General features: G+C 71.9%; 9 protein-coding genes. 2 read left to right on the plus strand and 7 right to left on the minus strand.

Features of this window, described 5'->3' with window-relative positions; genetic code table 11:
• Nucleotides 1–261 precede the first annotated feature (261 nt).
• The 3 genes from ACWC2B_RS17540 to ACWC2B_RS17550 all read right to left on the minus strand — a co-directional run bounded on the left by ACWC2B_RS17540 (nt 262) and on the right by ACWC2B_RS17550 (nt 5008).
• Nucleotides 262–1806 (minus strand): protein kinase domain-containing protein, encoded by a 1545-nt coding sequence (locus ACWC2B_RS17540; protein ID WP_450717365.1) that lies wholly within the window; start codon nt 1804–1806, stop codon nt 262–264.
• A complete protein-coding gene (locus ACWC2B_RS17545; protein WP_450717367.1) occupies nt 1803–2405 on the minus strand; it encodes a hypothetical protein in 603 nt (200 codons plus the stop codon). Before ACWC2B_RS17545 ends, ACWC2B_RS17540 begins: the two co-directional genes overlap by 4 nt.
• 494 nt (nt 2406–2899) lie before the next feature.
• On the minus strand, nt 2900–5008 hold the full coding sequence (locus tag ACWC2B_RS17550; RefSeq protein WP_450717369.1) for an N-6 DNA methylase: 2109 nt from the start codon (nt 5006–5008) through the stop codon (nt 2900–2902).
• A 196-nt stretch (nt 5009–5204) separates the two neighbouring features.
• On the opposite strand from ACWC2B_RS17550, the gene ACWC2B_RS17555 reads away from it, so the two are divergent.
• Complete coding sequence (locus ACWC2B_RS17555) at nt 5205–5924, plus strand: hypothetical protein (RefSeq protein WP_450717371.1); 720 nt, start codon at nt 5205–5207, stop codon at nt 5922–5924.
• A 12-nt stretch (nt 5925–5936) separates the two neighbouring features.
• Here ACWC2B_RS17555 and ACWC2B_RS17560 read toward each other — a convergent pair whose 3' ends face one another.
• From ACWC2B_RS17560 to ACWC2B_RS17575, 4 genes are all read right to left on the minus strand, one after another.
• Complete coding sequence (locus tag ACWC2B_RS17560; RefSeq protein ID WP_450717373.1) at nt 5937–6614, minus strand: HNH endonuclease family protein; 678 nt, start codon at nt 6612–6614, stop codon at nt 5937–5939.
• A gap of 267 nt (nt 6615–6881) precedes the next feature.
• On the minus strand, nt 6882–10415 hold the full coding sequence (mfd, locus tag ACWC2B_RS17565; protein WP_450717375.1) for a transcription-repair coupling factor: 3534 nt from the start codon (nt 10413–10415) through the stop codon (nt 6882–6884).
• Nucleotides 10416–10820: 405 nt separating this feature from the next.
• On the minus strand, nt 10821–13400 hold the full coding sequence (locus tag ACWC2B_RS17570) for an ABC transporter permease (RefSeq protein ID WP_450717377.1): 2580 nt from the start codon (nt 13398–13400) through the stop codon (nt 10821–10823).
• The gene (locus ACWC2B_RS17575) at nt 13397–14185 is read right to left on the minus strand and encodes an ABC transporter ATP-binding protein (RefSeq protein WP_450717379.1); all 789 of its coding nucleotides are present in this window, start codon (nt 14183–14185) and stop codon (nt 13397–13399) included. The genes ACWC2B_RS17570 and ACWC2B_RS17575 overlap by 4 nt, the downstream gene beginning before the upstream one ends.
• Nucleotides 14186–14500: 315 nt before the next feature.
• Between ACWC2B_RS17575 and ACWC2B_RS17580 the strand changes: the two genes are divergently transcribed.
• Entirely contained in the window at nt 14501–16093 is a 1593-nt protein-coding gene (locus ACWC2B_RS17580) for an MFS transporter (RefSeq protein WP_450717381.1), read from the plus strand.
• The last annotated feature ends 8 nt before the right edge of the window (nt 16094–16101 follow it).

Below are 16101 nucleotides of genomic sequence, written 5' to 3' on the forward strand. Positions count from 1 at the left end.
CTGTGTCTAAACCCCGTCCGGATCAGGCCGGGGCGTCTGGTGCGTGCGATCGCAAGGCGCCGGAAGGTCCTCGATGGGGGTACCCCCTGGTCTTCAAGACCTTGGGGGAGGAGCTACTAGGGCGTTTCGGCAACGCGGCGAGCGTGCGTGCCAGGCGCCACGGGCCCGGGCGGGGTTTAGACACAGGCTCTGAGGGGCGCGGGGAACTCCGCAGGCCCGTGAGCCCGGCCCGCGTTCAGGCCGCCCCGCGCAGTGGGGAGCTCAGCCTCCCCTGAGCTCGCGCTGGTGGGCGAGGGCCCGCCGGAGTTCGGCGGGGTAGGGGTGCTGCACCCCGTAAACACGCTCCGCATCCCACAGCAGCGCCTGCAACTGCTGATGCCCCGCCCCGTGGTCGCCCACCGCAAGCAGCAGGTGCCCTATCCGATGGCGGATGCCGAAAACCCGGGACGGGTCGGCGGCCCCGTACCGCGCCTCGAAGCCCGGCAGCACCGCCCGGTACTCCGCCAGCGCCGGGCCCGCCTCGCCCAGTTGCTCCAGGCACTGGGCCACGTCGTGCCGGAAGTCGAGGGCCTGCGGATCGGCGGGGCCCGCCTCGGCCGCCCGGTCGGCGGCGAGTCGGCGCAGTTCGGGCAGGGCGCGCCGGTACTGGCCGTCGTCCATCAGCGTCGCCGCGTACTGCTTGCGCAGGATGCGTACGACCGGCGAATGTTCGCCGTGCTCGGCCGCCGCGGCGGGCAGGATCGAGCCGAGGATGTCGACGGCCTGGGTGATGCGGCCCTCGCCGAGCAGCCGCTTGACCTCGTCGACCGCGCCCGCGACATCGGGCCTCGATGGTACGAGTGGTACCGGCGGGGTGACCGGCACGGGCGCGGGGGGCGTGGCCCGGTCCGGCCAGGGTGCGTGCGGGCGCAGGAACGGGCGGGTCGGGTCGAGCGGCCCCGCGGGGCCCGGACCGCCCCGCGCCGGAAGGAGCGGCACCAGCGCCTCGTACACCTCCTGCGCGCAACTCGGCCTGGATTGCGGGTCCTTGGCCAGGAGGCGCAGGACGAGCGCTTCCAGGGGCTCGGGCACCTCGGGGCGCAGGCTGCGCACCGGGACGGGCGGCTCGTACAGGTGGCGGTGCAGGACGCCGAGCGCGGTGGAGCCCGCGAACGGGACGTCCCCGCTGAGCAGTTCGTGCAGCAGCACGCCGAGCGCGTACAGGTCGGTGTACGGGCCGACCGTGCCGCCCATCGCCTGCTCGGGCGCCATGTAGGCGGGCGAGCCGATGGGCGAACCGGTGTGGGTGAGCCGGGTCGTGTCCGAGTCGAGGACGGAGGCGACGCCCAGGTCGAGCACGGTCACCGTGCCGTCCGGCCGCACCATCACGTTGCGCGGCTTGAGGTCGCGGTGGACGATCGGCACCGCGTGCACCGCCGAGAGCACCGCGCACAGCTGGGCGGCGACGGCCACCGTCCACGGCCAGGGGTACGGCTCGTGCTCGGCGAGGTGGTCGGCGAGGTCGGCACCCTCGACGTACTGCATGACGAGGTACAGGTCGTCGCCGTCGCTGCCCGCGTCGTGCACGGTGACGAGCCCGGGGTGGTCGACCTGCGCGGTCACCCGGCACTCGCGCACGAAACGGCGGCGCAGCTCGTCCACCTCGTCGGCGGATCCGACTCCCGCGACCCGGTCCGGCCGAAGGAGCTTCACCGCGACCCGGCGGTCGAGGCGCTGGTCGTACGCCGTCCACACCTGGCCCATGCCGCCCTGGCCGAGGAGCGCCGCCAGCTCGTAGCGCCCGGCGACGACCCGCCCCTCGGTCACCTGGCCTCGCCCTCGGTCCCCTTGCGGAGGTACTGCGACAGCTCGTCGAGCTCGGCCCTGACCTGCTCGATCCTGGGCGCGGCCGGGAAGTGCGACTGCGGGGGTACGGGGGCCGGGGGTGCGCTCGGCGCGGGGGCAGGCACAGGGGTGTCGGCGTACGGGTTCGCGTACGGGCCGAACTGCGGGGCCGTGGTTCCCGGTATGTGCGGCGGGCCGTAACCGGCGGGCCCCCCGTACTGGCCGAACGGGTGCGCAACGAACGGCGGCTGCGCCGCGTGGCGGATGTCGGCGTACAGGAAGTACGCGGTGCTCGCCACGGCGAGGCTGAGCAGGCCGATCATCCCGACGTCCATCCGCCAGTCGTTCTCGTCGTCGGGGGCGGCCATGATGAAGGCGAAGAAGAAGACGAATACGGCCAGTTGGGCCCAGAACAGCGCCCAGTGCGCCCCGCGCCGGGTCACGATCGCGAGCCGCAGCAGCGCGGTCCACGACAGCATTCCGATGCTGAGCAGCGGCAGCAGCGCGAACAGCACGCGCAGCACGATCGCCCCCGCGCCCGAGGGGCGGGGCTGCGGCGGTCCATAGCCGGGGCCGTGCATCGCTGCTCCTGGAACTGGGACTGAGACTGAGACTGGTACGGGGACTGGCTGGTACGAGGACTGGTTCGGGACCGGGACTGGTCAGGGATACGAGCGTATACACCCGCACTGACAACCGGCCGGGCGATCCCCCGGCCGGTATCCAACCGTCATCCGGGACTACACCCGAGACCGCACCCGGACTGCACCCGGACTGCACTCGGGACCGGCCGGGCCCCGGTTTCCCGGATCGCCCCGGCCCGCTACCGCCCCCGCCGCCCCGCCCTCAGAGCCTGTGTCTGAACCCCGCCCGGGCCCGTGACGTCTGGCACGCACTCCCCCAAGGCCTTAAGGGCCAGGGGGGACCCCCATGCCGCGTTGCCGAAACGCCCTAGTAGCTCCTCCCCCAAGGTCTTGAAGACCAGGGGGTACCCCCATCGAGGACGCTCCGGCGCCTTGCGATCGCACGCACCAGACGCCCCGGCCTGATCCGGGCGGGGTTCAGACACAGGCTCTCACTCGGGCCCGACGGAACCGTCCGTCAGTCCGTCATGGCAGCCCTGCACGAGCTGCTCGCCGAGCCGGCCCGCGAGCCGCAGCGCGTCCTCGAAGGCGGCCAGGGCCCGGAACCGCTCGCCGTAGTGCCGCTGTTCGGCGAGCGGCAGCCGGGGCAGGTGCAGCCTGCGTACGTCGAGCCGGGAGGCGGTGGTGGCGTAGCTGCTGGCCTGGCGGTTGTTGGCGGTGCCGCGCAGGAACCCGGCGAGGAACCACGGGTCGAGGGCGGCCGGTTCGGGGCGCAGGAGCTGGAGGTTGCGGCCGAGGGCGGCGCCCGCGGTGGTGTCGTCCACGACCCGGGCGACGGCTCCGCCGCCGAGCACGGGCACCACGACGTCGCCGGGCCGGGTCAGCACCGGGTCTTCGGCGGGGCCTTCGGGCAGGGTGCCCGAGGGCGCGGTGCCGGCCAGTACGTCGTGCTCGGTGAGGACGGCGGGCCCGTCGGGTCCGCTGCCCGCGCCGCCCGCGCGCAGCACCAGCGCGCCCGCCCGGGCGAGTTCACCGACGGTGGTGAGCGACCAGCGGGTGCCCTGTCCGGAGGCGGGCGCGGCGGGCGGCGGGGTCAGCTCCGCCGCCAGGCGCAGGGCTGCGCCGAGGCGTTCGCGTACTCCGTCGAGCGCGGCGGTGCCGCCTTCGGCGGCGGGCGGCGGCAGATGGCGGGCCGGGGCGAGGTCGACATCGTCGTCGAGGAGTTCGATGACCGGCACCGACCGGCTGACCCCGGGCTTTTCGGCGACCGTGCCGTCGCGGTCGAACGGCGCCCAGGCGTCGAGCACCGCGGACTGCAGGGCGGGCCAGGGCAGCCGGTCGCGGCCGCCGTCCACCGCGACGCCGTCGATCCCGGCGGTGTCGACGAGGAGCAGCTCGGGCGCGGGCCGGGTGGCGGCGCCCGGCCTGCGCAGCACCCACAGGTGCAGCGGGATGCCGTACGGCGGGGCGGCCCCGGCGGGCAGCGCGACGACCGCGCGCAGGGCGCCACGGCGCAGCAGATCGGCGCGGATCCGGCGCCCGGAGCGGCGCGAGGCGGCGGCGGGCGGCATCAGCAGCACGGCGGTTCCGCCTTCGCGCAACCGGGCCAACGCGTGCTGCACCCAAGCGAGTTCGGGCTCGGTGCGGGCCGGTAGGCCGTATTCCCAGCGCGGGTCGTAGGCGAGTTCGTCGTGGCCCCAGGCCCGCTCGTTGAACGGCGGGTGGCACAGCACGGCGTCGGCGGCGAGGTGCCCGAAGGCGTCCGCGCGCAGCGAGTCGGCAGGGGCGGTACGGATGCCGGCGGAACCGGCGAGGGCGAGCCGGAGCCCGGTGAGGGCGGCGAGGTCGGGGTCGCTGTCCTGGCCGTGCAGGGCGACGGCGTCCGGCAGTGCGCGCAGCAGCGTGCCGGTGCCGCAGGCCGGATCGAGGACGCTGGCCACGGGCCCGACGAGGGCGGCCATGAGCGCGGCGGGGCCCTGCGGAGTGAGCGTGTACTGACGGGGGTTGGCATCGAGATGCCGTCCGAGCAGAAACTCGAAGGCTTCCTGGACCCCGACCTCGCCGGCGAGCTCGGCGACCCCGCGCAGCAGCGGCAGGGAGGGGGCGAGCTCGGCGGCGCGGGGGGTGCGCACAGAGCGGCTGTGAACACTGCGATCGGGGGCATCCTCCCCGAACCGGCCGTGAACAGCGAGACCGGGGCCGCCGTCCCCGAACCGCTCCCCCAGCACCTCACCGAGCAGCTCCGGCAGCCCCTCGGCCGGCCCCGCGTCCGAAAGCTCGGCCAGCTTTCGCCACTGCGCGGGCCGGTCCCGTACGGCGAGGAGGGCGCAGCCCGCGTGGACCAGGGCCGTGACCGCGCCCGCGGGGTGGGTCGAGAGCTGTTGCCAGGTGCGTTCGCGCAGCGGGACCTCAGCCAACTTGCCCTGGGCGCGCAGCCATTGCTCGACTTCGTGGAGCGCGAAGGACGGACTGGTCTCGGTGCCGCCGACCGGCTTGGGGAAGTCGGCATGCCTGCGGCGCCAGTTGCTGACGGCCGCGCGCCCCACTCCCGCGAGCCGGGCGATGGCGGCCGCGGTCACCTCCGCTGCGTGCTCCGGCACCTGTCCGCTCCCCTCGTCCGCGTGATGCCGACCCTACCGAAGATCACCACAGCGCTCCATACACGCCGTGAACGATCACAATCCATGATTCCGTGTTGACTCGGTTCACAGTCACCTGCTCTGATGTGCCCCGGCCCCGCCACACCTGCCGTCCCGCCTTCGCTCAGCACCGCCACCCCCAGGGGGAGTTCACGCCATGCGCCGCCGCACCATCGCCACCACCACCGTTCTCTTCGTCTGCGCCACCACGACCCTGACGGCCTGTTCGGGCTCCGGCTCCGGTACGGCCGCCAAGGACCCGACCGCCCCCCGGACGCCCGCCGCCGTGAACCCGGCCGCCGCCGCCTCGACAGGCCCGTACGCGGATCTGACCGGCGGCCAGATACTCACCAACTCGCTCAAGGTCACCCGCCAGGCCACCTCGCTGCACCTCAAGGCGGACGTCACCGACCCCAAGGAGGGCGCCGCCAAGATGGACCTCTCGCTGGACTCCAAGGGCGACTGCACCGGCACGATCGCGCAGGGCAAGGACACCATCGGCATCATCAAGATCGGCAAGACCGTCTACCTGCGGCCCCAGGGCACGAGCAAGTGGACGAAGACGAACACCGCCTCCGCCGACGGCAAGGACCTCGCCTCGGTCTGCGACCTGAACAACTTCATCGGCGGCTTCCAGGGCGAGGACAGCGCGGCCGACAAGGGCGCGGCCACCAAGGTCGACGGCCGGCCCGCGATCGTGCTGACCGAGAAGGACGGCGACGAGAGCTACACCATGGACGTGGCGACCTCCGGCAAGCCCTACCTCCTGAAGATGGTCACCGTGGGCGGCGACAGCCCCGGCACCCTCGCCTTCTCGCGCTTCGACGAGCCGGTCCACGCGGTCGCCCCGGCGAGGTCCGCCATCGCCGCGGCCTGACGTACCGTCAGCTCAGCCCGCCGGGAGCTTCTGGTCGGGGCACTCCGCCAGGACCGTCTTCATGGCCGTCTTCTCGGCATCCGTCAGCCACACGCCGTACTTCTTCTTCACGGCCACCTGGTCCGCCACATACGTGCAGCGGTACGCCTTGTACGGCGGCAGCCAGGTCGCCGCGTCGCCGTCGCTCTTGCGGCGGTTCGCGCTCGCGTCGACGGCGATCAGGTTGAGCGGGTCGTTGGCGAACTCGGTCCGCTTCTGCTTGTCCCACTGCTGGGCGCCCTTCTGCCAGGCGTCCGACAGGGCCACCACATGATCGATGTCGATCTTGCTGGCGCCGCGTGTGAACTGGATGGACTCCCCGGTGTACGGGTCGTGGACGAGCGTCCCGGACGCCACGTCGCACTTGTCCTTGAACTTCACGTCCTTCAGGTCCCGCTTGAGTATGTCCTCGCGGGTCTGGCAGCCGTTGTGGTCCGTGTCGGTCCAGCCCTTGCCGAACTCGTCACGGGTGTACCCGGTCTTCGGCGCCCGCCCCTTGACGGTGAGCGAGTCGACGGCGGCGAGCGCGGAGCCGGCCGCGCCCTTGGGTCCGGGGTCGCCGCTCTTCTTGGCGCCGTCGCCACCGCAGCCGGCGAGGACGAGGGAGGCCGCGAGAGCGGTCGCGGGCAGGGCAATTCGGGAGATACGCATCAAGGCGGTCCGTCCTGGCAGCAGTTGGCGGAACCTCGCAATCCTAGGTAGTCCTACCCGGCAGGCCGCGGGCCAATGGTCCCGAAAGGGACAGCCGTCCGCCCTTGATCACCACGGCACGACCGGCGTACGGGCCCGGGCGCGGCCCGCACGGACCGGCACACACCCGGCTCGCACCCGACGCACACCCGGCTCCAACCGGGCGCCGGGCCCGGAAAACGGGGAAGGCGGGCGACGCCGAACGGCGCCACCCGCCTTCCCCGCCCCTCAGGACCCCAGGATCGTGGTCAGGAACTCGCCCGTCCACGCGAGCAGCTCCCGCCCCACGACCGGCTTCCCGCCGATCTTCCCGGCGGTCGGCCGCGGCACCAGGATCTGCCGGGTGGGCGCCTTGATGACCGTACGGGGGTAGAGGCGCTTGAGGCGGAGCTCCTGCGACTCCCTCAGCTCCACCGGCGCGAAACGGATGTTGGCGCCCTGGAGGACGATCTCGCCGACCCCGCAGGCGCGCGCCAGCATGCGCAGGCCCGCGACCAGGAGCAGGTTCTCGACCGGCTCGGGCAGCTTGCCGTACCGGTCGGTGAGCTCCTCGCGTACGGCCTTGATGTCCTCCTCGGAGTTGGCCGAGGCGATCGCGCGGTAGGCCTGCAGGCGCAGCCGCTCGCCCGGCGCGTAGTCGTGCGGGACGTGCGCGTCGACCGGCAGCTCGATCTTGACTTCGAGGGGCGCCTCCTCCTGCTCGCCGCCCTCCATCTGCGCCCGGTAGTCGGCGACGGCCTCGCCCACCATGCGGACGTACAGGTCGAAGCCGACACCCGCGATGTGCCCGGACTGCTCGCCGCCGAGCAGGTTTCCGGCCCCTCGGATCTCCAGGTCCTTCATCGCCACGTACATGCCCGCGCCCATCTCGGTGTGCTGGGCGATGGTGGCGAGCCGCTCGTGCGCGGTCTCGGTCAGCGGCTTCTCCGGCGGGTACAGGAAGTAGGAGTAGCCGCGCTCACGGCCACGGCCGACCCGGCCGCGCAGCTGGTGCAGCTGGGAGAGGCCGAAGTTGTCGCCGCGCTCCACGATCAGGGTGTTGGCGTTGGAGATGTCGATGCCCGACTCGACGATCGTCGTCGAGACCAGCACGTCGAACTTCTTCTCCCAGAAGTCCACCACGACCTGTTCGAGCTGGCTCTCGCCCATCTGCCCGTGCGCGGTCTGGATGCGCGCCTCGGGCACGATCTCGCGCAGCCGGGCGGCCGCCCGGTCGATGGACTCGACCCGGTTGTGGATGTAGAAGACCTGGCCCTCACGCAGCAGTTCACGCCGGATGGCGGCGCCGATCTGCTTCTCCTCGTACGGCCCGACGAAGGTGAGGACGGGGTGACGCTCCTCGGGGGGCGTGGTGATCGTCGACATCTCGCGAATGCCGGTGACGGCCATTTCGAGCGTACGGGGAATGGGTGTCGCGGACATGGTCAGCACATCCACATTGGCGCGGAGCTTCTTCAGCTGCTCCTTGTGCTCGACGCCGAAGCGCTGCTCCTCGTCCACGATGACCAGGCCCAGGTCCTTGAACTTGGTCTCGGACGAGAAGAGACGGTGCGTGCCGATGACGAGGTCGACGGAGCCGTCCCTCAGCCCTTCGAGCGTCGCCTTGGCTTCGGCGTCGGACTGGAAGCGGCTCAACGCCCTTACGTTGACGGGGAATTGGGCGTACCGCTCGGTGAAGGTGCCGAAGTGCTGCTGCACGAGGAGCGTGGTCGGCACGAGGACGGCGACCTGCTTGCCGTCCTGGACGGCCTTGAACGCGGCCCGTACCGCGATCTCGGTCTTGCCGTAGCCGACGTCGCCGCAGATCAGCCGGTCCATCGGGACCGTCTTCTCCATGTCCTCCTTGACCTCGGCGATCGTGGACAGCTGGTCGGGGGTCTCCGCGTACGGGAACGCGTCCTCCAGCTCGCGCTGCCAGGGGGTGTCCGCGCCGAAGGCGTGGCCGGGCGCGGCCATGCGCGCGCTGTACAGCCTGATGAGGTCGGCGGCGATCTCCTTGACGGCCTTCTTGGCGCGCGCCTTGGTCTTGGTCCAGTCGGCGCCGCCGAGCCGGTGCAGGGTGGGCGCCTCTCCACCGACGTACTTGGTGACCTGCTCCAACTGGTCGGTGGGGATGTAGAGCCGGTCGCCGGGCTGGCCGCGCTTGGCCGGCGCGTACTCGACAAGCAGATACTCGCGGGTCGCGTTCTGCACGGTGCGCTGCACCATCTCGATGTAGCGGCCCACACCGTGCTGCTCGTGCACGATGTAGTCGCCCACCTCCAGGGTGAGCGGGTCGATGGTCTTGCGGCGGCGGGCCGGCATGCGGCCCAGGTCCTTGGTGGCGGTGCGCTGGCCGGTGAGGTCGGTCTCGGTCAGGACGGCGAGCTTGAGCGCCGGGTCGATGAAGCCGTAGTCGATGGCGCCGCAGGCCACCTGCACGACGGACGGCGCCAACTCGGTGAGATCCACGGCCAGTCGGGCCGCGATGCCCTCGCCGCCGAGGACCTCGACGGTGCGCGAGGCCGGGCCGTGGCCCTCCGTCACATACACCGTGCGCCAGCCGTCGGCGAGCCACTGCTTGGTGTCGGCGAGCGCCCGCTGGGTGTCGCCGCGGTACGTCTCGGGGGCGTGCATGCCGAGCTTGAGGGTTTCCTCGTCGAGGTCCGCCTCGTCGGCGGCGAACGGCGACACCGACCACCACATCATGCCGAGCTCGCGCGCCCGGTCGCGGACGTCGGCGATGCCCCACAGGGAGGCGGCGTCGACGTCGATGGGCGCCTGGCCGCCGCCCGCGCTCGCCGCCCAGGACGCCTGGAGGAACTCCTGGCTGGTGGCGACCAGGTCCGCGGCCCGCGTCCGCACCCGCTCCGGGTCGCACACGACGGCCATCGAGCCCTTGGGCAGCACGTCGATGAGGAGTTCCATCTCGTCGACGAGGACGGGGGCGAGGGACTCCATGCCCTCCACCGCGATCCCCTCGGCGATCTTCCCGAGCAGCTCGCCGAGCTCGGGGTGCTCCTCGGCGAGGGCGGCGGCCCGGGTGCGTACGTCGTCGGTGAGCAGCAGCTCACGACAGGGCGGCGCCCACAGCCCGTGCTCGGCGACTTCGAGCGAGCGCTGGTCGGCGACCTTGAAGTAACGGATCTCCTCGACGTCGTCGCCCCAGAACTCGACGCGGAGGGGGTGTTCCTCGGTGGGAGGGAACACGTCGAGGATGCCGCCCCTCACCGCGAACTCGCCCCGCTTCTCAACGAGTTCGACGCGGGCGTACGCGGCGGCGGCGAGCCCTTCGACGACGGTGCCGAGGTCGGCGGACTGCCCGGTGCGCAGCGCGACGGGCTCCAGATCCCCGAGCCCCTTGACCTGCGGCTGGAGTACGGACCTGATGGGCGCGACCACGACGCTGACCGGTCCGGCGGAGGGGTCGTCCTTGCTGGGGTGGACGAGGCGGCGCAGCACGGCGAGGCGGCGCCCCACGGTGTCGCTGCGCGGCGAGAGCCGTTCGTGCGGCAGCGTCTCCCAGGAGGGGTACTCGACGACTTCGTCGGGCGCCAGCATCGAGCGGAGGGCGGCCGCGAGGTCCTCGGCCTCCCGCCCCGTGGCGGTCACGGCGAGCACGGGGCGCCCGGCCTCACGCGCGAGGCCCGCGATCGCGAAGGGGCGGGCGGCGGGGGGGCCGACCAGGTCGACGTGCATCCGGTGACCGTCGGTGGCGGCCTTCACCGCTTCGGCGAGCGCGGGGTCTCGTACAACGGCGTCCAGCAGACCGTGCAGGCTCATGAAGGGCATCCATCCCGGGGAGTGGGCAACGCGAACCGCCCGACACGTCGTACGGGCCGGGGCTTCCAGCGTACGACGCCCCACCGACACCCGCCGCCCGCCGCATCCCCATCCGCCCTGGGGCTGCGCCCCCGCCCCCCTGTCGCCTTTCGGCCTGCTGGCCGTGGGGGGGCTGGTCGCGCAGTTCCCCGCGCCCCTAGCGGTACTGGTGCTGGCCAGCACTGGGGCATTTCAGCCCGTCCGGCGTTTGAGGACGAGCGCCCTTAAGGCGCGAACGGGGTCTGGGGCGGAGCCCCAGGGTCCTTCAACCCCCGGCGGGTTTCGGGAAGAGGTGGGGCCTCCGGGGTCTGGGGCGGAGCCCCAGCAGCACCCTGCCCCCCCCCGGAGCCGCACACCGGCGGACGTCTAATCCGTCGCGATCGCGTTCAGCACGTTCATCCGGCCCGCCCTGAACGCCGGGATCAGCGCCGCGAACAGGCCCACGAAGGCGGAAGCGACGAACACCGTGAGGATGGTCGGCCAGGGGATGTCCAGGACGCCCATGCCCTCCAGGGCGAGCAGTTTCTGGGCGGTCGTGCCCCAGCCCATGCCGAGCCCGAGGCCGAGCAGCGCGCCGAACAGGGCGATCACCACCGACTCCAGGCGGATCATCCGGCGCAGCTGGCGGCGCGAGAGGCCGATCGCCCGCATCAGGCCGATCTCCCGGGTCCGCTCGACCACCGACAGGGCCAGCGTGTTCACCACGCCGAGCACCGCCACGATGATCGCGAGGGCGAGCAGGCCGTACACGATGTTCAGGAGCTGGCCGATCTGGTCCTTCAGGTCCTGCTTGAAGTCGGCCTGGTTCTGCACCTTGTACTGGGGATACGCCTTCAGCGATTCCTTGAGGGAGGCGTAGGCGTCCTTCGCCTTGCCGTCCTCGGCCTTGGCGAACATCAGCATGTTCTTGGGCATCTTGTCGGCCGGCAGGTACGTCGCGACGGTCGTGATGTTGGTGTACATCGCGCCCTTGTCGACGTTGGTGTCGTCCGAGGTGATCGCCGCGACCTTCAGCTTGGCGGTGCTGCCGCCCTTGAAGGCGACGGTCATCGAGTCGCCGACCTTGATGCCGTGTTCCTTGGCGTAGGTGTCGCCGAGCGACATGGCGTTCGGGCCGTACGCCGCCGCCAGGTCGCCGTCGACGGTCTTGCGCCGCAGGTCCTGCCGATAGGTGGGGTCGGCGGCGGTGACCTGGTCGTTCTGGGCCTTGCCGTCGGGGGCGGTGAGCTTGGCGTCCACCGCCTTGTAGTTGGTGACGTGCTCGATGCCCGGGGTCTTCTTCAGAGCGTCGGCGGCCTGCGGCACGATGGGCTGGCCGGTGCCGGAGGAGACGATGAAGTCCGCGCCGACCGACTTGTCGAGCTCGCTGGTGGCCGAGGCGACCATCGAGGAGCCGACCACCGAGAGGCAGGCCACCAGGGCGAGCCCGATCATGAGGGCCGCGCCGGTCGCCCCGGTACGCCGGGGGTTGCGCAGCGCGTTGCGCTCGGCCATCCGGCCGACCGGGCCGAACATCCGCAGCACCAGTGCGCTGATCACCCGCACCACGCCGCCCGCGAGGAGCGGTCCGACGACCACGAAGCCGATCAGGGTGAGGACGACACCGAGGCCGAGCAGGCCCGAACCGGCCGACGCCTTCGAGGAGTTGGCGGCGGCGAACAGGGCGGCGGTGCCCGCGCCGGTCAGGACCAGGCCGATGACGGCCCGGATGACGCCGGCCCTGCCGTCGGCCGGGGTGCCCGCGTCGCGCAGCGCGGCCATGGGCGAGATCTTCCCGGCGCGGCGGGCCGGAACGTAGGCCGCGACGACGGTGACCACGACGCCGAGGACCAGGCCGATCACCGGCGTCGTCCACTTGACGGTGAGGTCGCCCGTGGACAGCTCCATCCCGATGGAGCCCATCAGCTTCATCAGCCCGACGGCGAGACCGACTCCCGCGCCCACCCCGAGAATTGAGCCGAACACGCCGAGCAGCAGCGCCTCCAGGAGCACCGAGCGGTTGACCTGCTTGCGGCTGGAGCCGATCGCGCGCATCAGGCCGATCTCGCGGGTGCGCTGGGCGACCAGCATCGAGAACGTGTTGATGATGAGGAAGATGCCGACGAGGAAGGCGATCCCGGCGAAGCCGAGCATCGCGTACTTCATCACGTCGAGGAACGAGCCGACGCTGTCCCGGCTCGCGTCCGCGGACTCCTTCGCGGTCTGGAGCTTGTACGGGCCCGCGCCGAGCGCGGCCGCCACGTTCTGCTTGAGCTGGGTGTCGCTCACCCCGCTCGCGGCGGTGACGTTGATGTGGGTGAACTGGCCGGTGGCGCCCAGGAGTTCCTTCTGGGCGGTCGCGGTGTCGAAGTAGACGATGGCCGCGCCCGGGTTGGTCACCTTGAAGGTGGCGATGCCGGTGATCTTGGCGGTGAAGTCGCCGGTGACGGCGATGGTGCGCAGCGAGTCGCCGATCTTGAGGTGGTGCTTGTCGGCGGTGTCGGCGTCGACCATCATCTCGGTCGGCCCGCGCGGGGCGTGCCCGGAGGTGATCTCCATCGCCTTGAGGTCGTTGTCGGTCCAGTTGCCGGCGATGGTCGGGGCGCCGGTGGAGGAGCCCATGTTCTCGTTCTTGGCGTTGACGACCGTGACCTGGGAGCTGCTGACGCCGCCCTCGGTCCTGCCCACGCCGGGCGCCTTCTCGACCCGCTGGACGAGCGAGGCGGGCAGCGCGTCGGGCTTGCCCGTCCGGGAGCGGGCGCCCTGGTCGTCGCCGGCCGGCTTGGGGCTGACGGTGACGTCGGAGGAGGTCGCCGCGAACAGCTTGTCGAAGGTGGTGTTCATGGTGTCGGTGAAGACGAGCGTGCCGCACACGAACGCCACCGACAGCAGGACCGCAACGGCCGAGAGCGCCATCCGCCCCTTGTGCGCGAGGAAGTTGCGCAGCGAGGTCTTGAGCACGCTCATGACGTACGCCCCCGCGCGTCGAAGTCCTTCATCCGGTCGAGGACGGCGTCCGCGGTCGGGCGGAACATCTCGTCCACGATGCGGCCGTCGGCGAGGTAGAGCACCCGGTCCGCGTAGGAGGCGGCCACCGGGTCGTGGGTGACCATCACGATGGTCTGCCCCAGCTCGTCGACGGACTGGCGCAGGAAGCCGAGCACTTCGGCGCCCGCCCGGGAGTCCAGGTTTCCGGTCGGCTCGTCACCGAAGATGATCTCCGGCTGCGCCGCCAACGCCCGTGCCACGGCGACGCGTTGCTGCTGGCCGCCGGAGAGCTGGGTCGGCCGGTGCCCCAGCCGCCCCGCCAGACCCACCGTCTCCACCACGCGGTCCAGCCACTTCGCGTCCGGCTTGCGGCCCGCGATGTCCATCGGCAGCGTGATGTTCTCCAGCGCGTTCAGCGTCGGCAGCAGGTTGAACGCCTGGAAGATGAACCCGATCCGGTCCCGGCGCAGCTGGGTCAGCTTCTTGTCCTTGAGCCCGGTGATCTCGGTCTCGTCCAGGTAGATCTGCCCGCCGGTCACCGTGTCGAGCCCCGCCAGGCAGTGCATCAGCGTGGACTTGCCGGAACCGGAAGGGCCCATGATCGCGGTGAACTGGCCGCGGGCTATGTCGACATCGACATGGTCGAGGGCCACCACCCGGGTCTCACCCGATCCGTACGCCTTCACGACCTGCCGCGCCCGGGCCGCGACCGCCGTACGCCCTCCAGTGCCCCCGTGCCTGGGAATGGTCACAGCCGTTGTCACGGTAATTCTCCTAGGTCAATTTCGGCCAGTCGCCGACATGCGAGTTTGAGTGTCCGGCACCGCGGACCTTCGCGCCCTGGTGCCAGGCGCAGTCTTGAGGTGGGGCTTTCCCCACCCCCGGCCGCGCGCCTCGACGTAAGACCACGGTAAGGACCGAAGGGATGCCGCCACCTCCTCCGCCGGGACGAACACCCCCTGCCCCCAAGTAGGGACCGCCCCCTAGGGGTCTCCACCCGTGGGACCAGTACGTCTCGGGGATGTCTCCACCCCTGCCGCGACTCCAGGCCCGGGTGAGAAGGTGAGTCCCCCAGATGCATGCACAGTGAAGGGATCTCGGTGAGCGTCTCCGACGAAGCACCCGGCACCGAAGCGGCGATACCCGGCGCGACACCGCAGGCGGCTCCCGCGCGCGGGCGCGGCCCGGTCGTCGCGGCCCTCATGATGGGCATGGCCCTGGCCGCCCTCGACGGCACCATCGTGTCGACCGCCGTCCCCCAGATCGTCGGCGACCTCGGCGGATTCGCCGTCTTCTCCTGGCTGTTCTCCGGCTACCTGCTCGCCGTGACCGTCACCCTGCCCGTCTACGGCAAGCTCTCCGACACCTTCGGCCGCAAACCCGTCCTCATCGCCGGCGTCATCGTCTTCCTCGCCGGCTCCGTGCTCTGCGCGTTCGCCTGGAACATGGCCGCCCTCATCGCCTTCCGCATCGTGCAGGGCCTGGGCGGCGGCGCCCTCCAGGGCACCGTCCAGACGATCGCCGCCGACCTGTACCCACTGAAGGAACGCCCCAAGATCCAGGCCAAGTTGTCCACGGTCTGGGCGGTCTCCGCGGTCGCCGGACCGGCGCTTGGCGGCCTCCTCGCCACGTACGCCGACTGGCGCTGGATCTTCCTCATCAACGTGCCCGTCGGCGCCATCGCCCTCTATCTGGTCACCCGGCACTTCACCGAACCCGCCCGGCCGAAGCCCGCCATCCGGCCGCGCATCGACTGGGCGGGCGCGCTGTGCGTCTTCGCCACCGGCGCCCTGCTGCTCACCGCGCTCGTCCAGGGCGGCGTCGCCTGGCCCTGGCTCTCGGCACCCTCACTCGCCCTGCTCGCGGGCAGCGCCGCACTCGCCGCGGTCACCGTGTACGTGGAGCGCCGGGCCGCCGAACCCGTCATACCCGGCTGGGTGTGGCGCCGGCGCACCATCGCCGCGGTCAACCTGGCGCTCGGCGGGCTCGGCCTGCTCATGGTCGCCCCGACCGTGTTCCTGCCCACCTACGCCCAGTCCGTCCTCGGCCTCAACCCCACCGCCGCCGGGTTCGTCCTGTCCGCGATGACGCTGAGCTGGCCCCTGTCCGCCGCGTTCTCCAGTCGCGTCTACACCCGCATCGGCTTCCGCAACAGCGCCATCACCGGCATCGCCCTCGCCGCGCTGATCCTGGCCGCCTTCCCGCTGCTGCCCTTCCCCGGCCAGGCCTGGCAGCCCGCACTGCTCATGCTGCTGCTCGGCGGCGCGCTCGGCCTGTTCCAACTCCCGCTGATCGTCGGCGTCCAGTCGACGGTGGGCTGGGCCGAGCGCGGCACCACGACCGCTTCCGTACTGTTCTGCCGCCAGGTCGGCCAGTCGGTCGGCGCGGCCCTGTTCGGCGCCATCGCCAACGCCACCCTCGCCGCCCGCCTGGCCCACGCCCCCGTGCCGGGCCTGCCCGGCGACCTCGACTCCGTATCGCACGCCCTGCAACACCCGGCGTCCCTGACCGCCGACGCCGCCGACTACCTGCGCCGGGCGGTGGCGAGCGCGGTCGGCCACGTCTACATCGGCGCCGCGATCGCCGCCGTCCTGTCCCTGCTGGTCCTGCTCCTCCTGGCCCCGCGCCGCTTCCCCGTACTGGCCGAGCACAGCAAGGACCAACACCCCTAGAAGGAAGG

Source organism: Streptomyces sp. NPDC001415 (assembly GCF_053597395.1).

Bases quoted from the DNA above. Each gene is read 5' to 3' on its own strand.
- ACWC2B_RS17545 (WP_450717367.1), bottom strand. From the start codon at position 2,405: ATGCACGGCCCCGGCTATGGACCGCCGCAGCCCCGCCCCTCGGGCGCG.
- ACWC2B_RS17560 (WP_450717373.1), bottom strand. From the start codon at position 6,614: ATGCGTATCTCCCGAATTGCCCTGCCCGCGACCGCTCTCGCGGCCTCC.
- mfd (WP_450717375.1), bottom strand. From the start codon at position 10,415: ATGAGCCTGCACGGTCTGCTGGACGCCGTTGTACGAGACCCCGCGCTC.
- ACWC2B_RS17580 (WP_450717381.1), top strand. From the start codon at position 14,501: ATGCACAGTGAAGGGATCTCGGTGAGCGTCTCCGACGAAGCACCCGGC.
- ACWC2B_RS17555 (WP_450717371.1), top strand. From the start codon at position 5,205: ATGCGCCGCCGCACCATCGCCACCACCACCGTTCTCTTCGTCTGCGCC.
- ACWC2B_RS17570 (WP_450717377.1), bottom strand. From the start codon at position 13,400: ATGAGCGTGCTCAAGACCTCGCTGCGCAACTTCCTCGCGCACAAGGGG.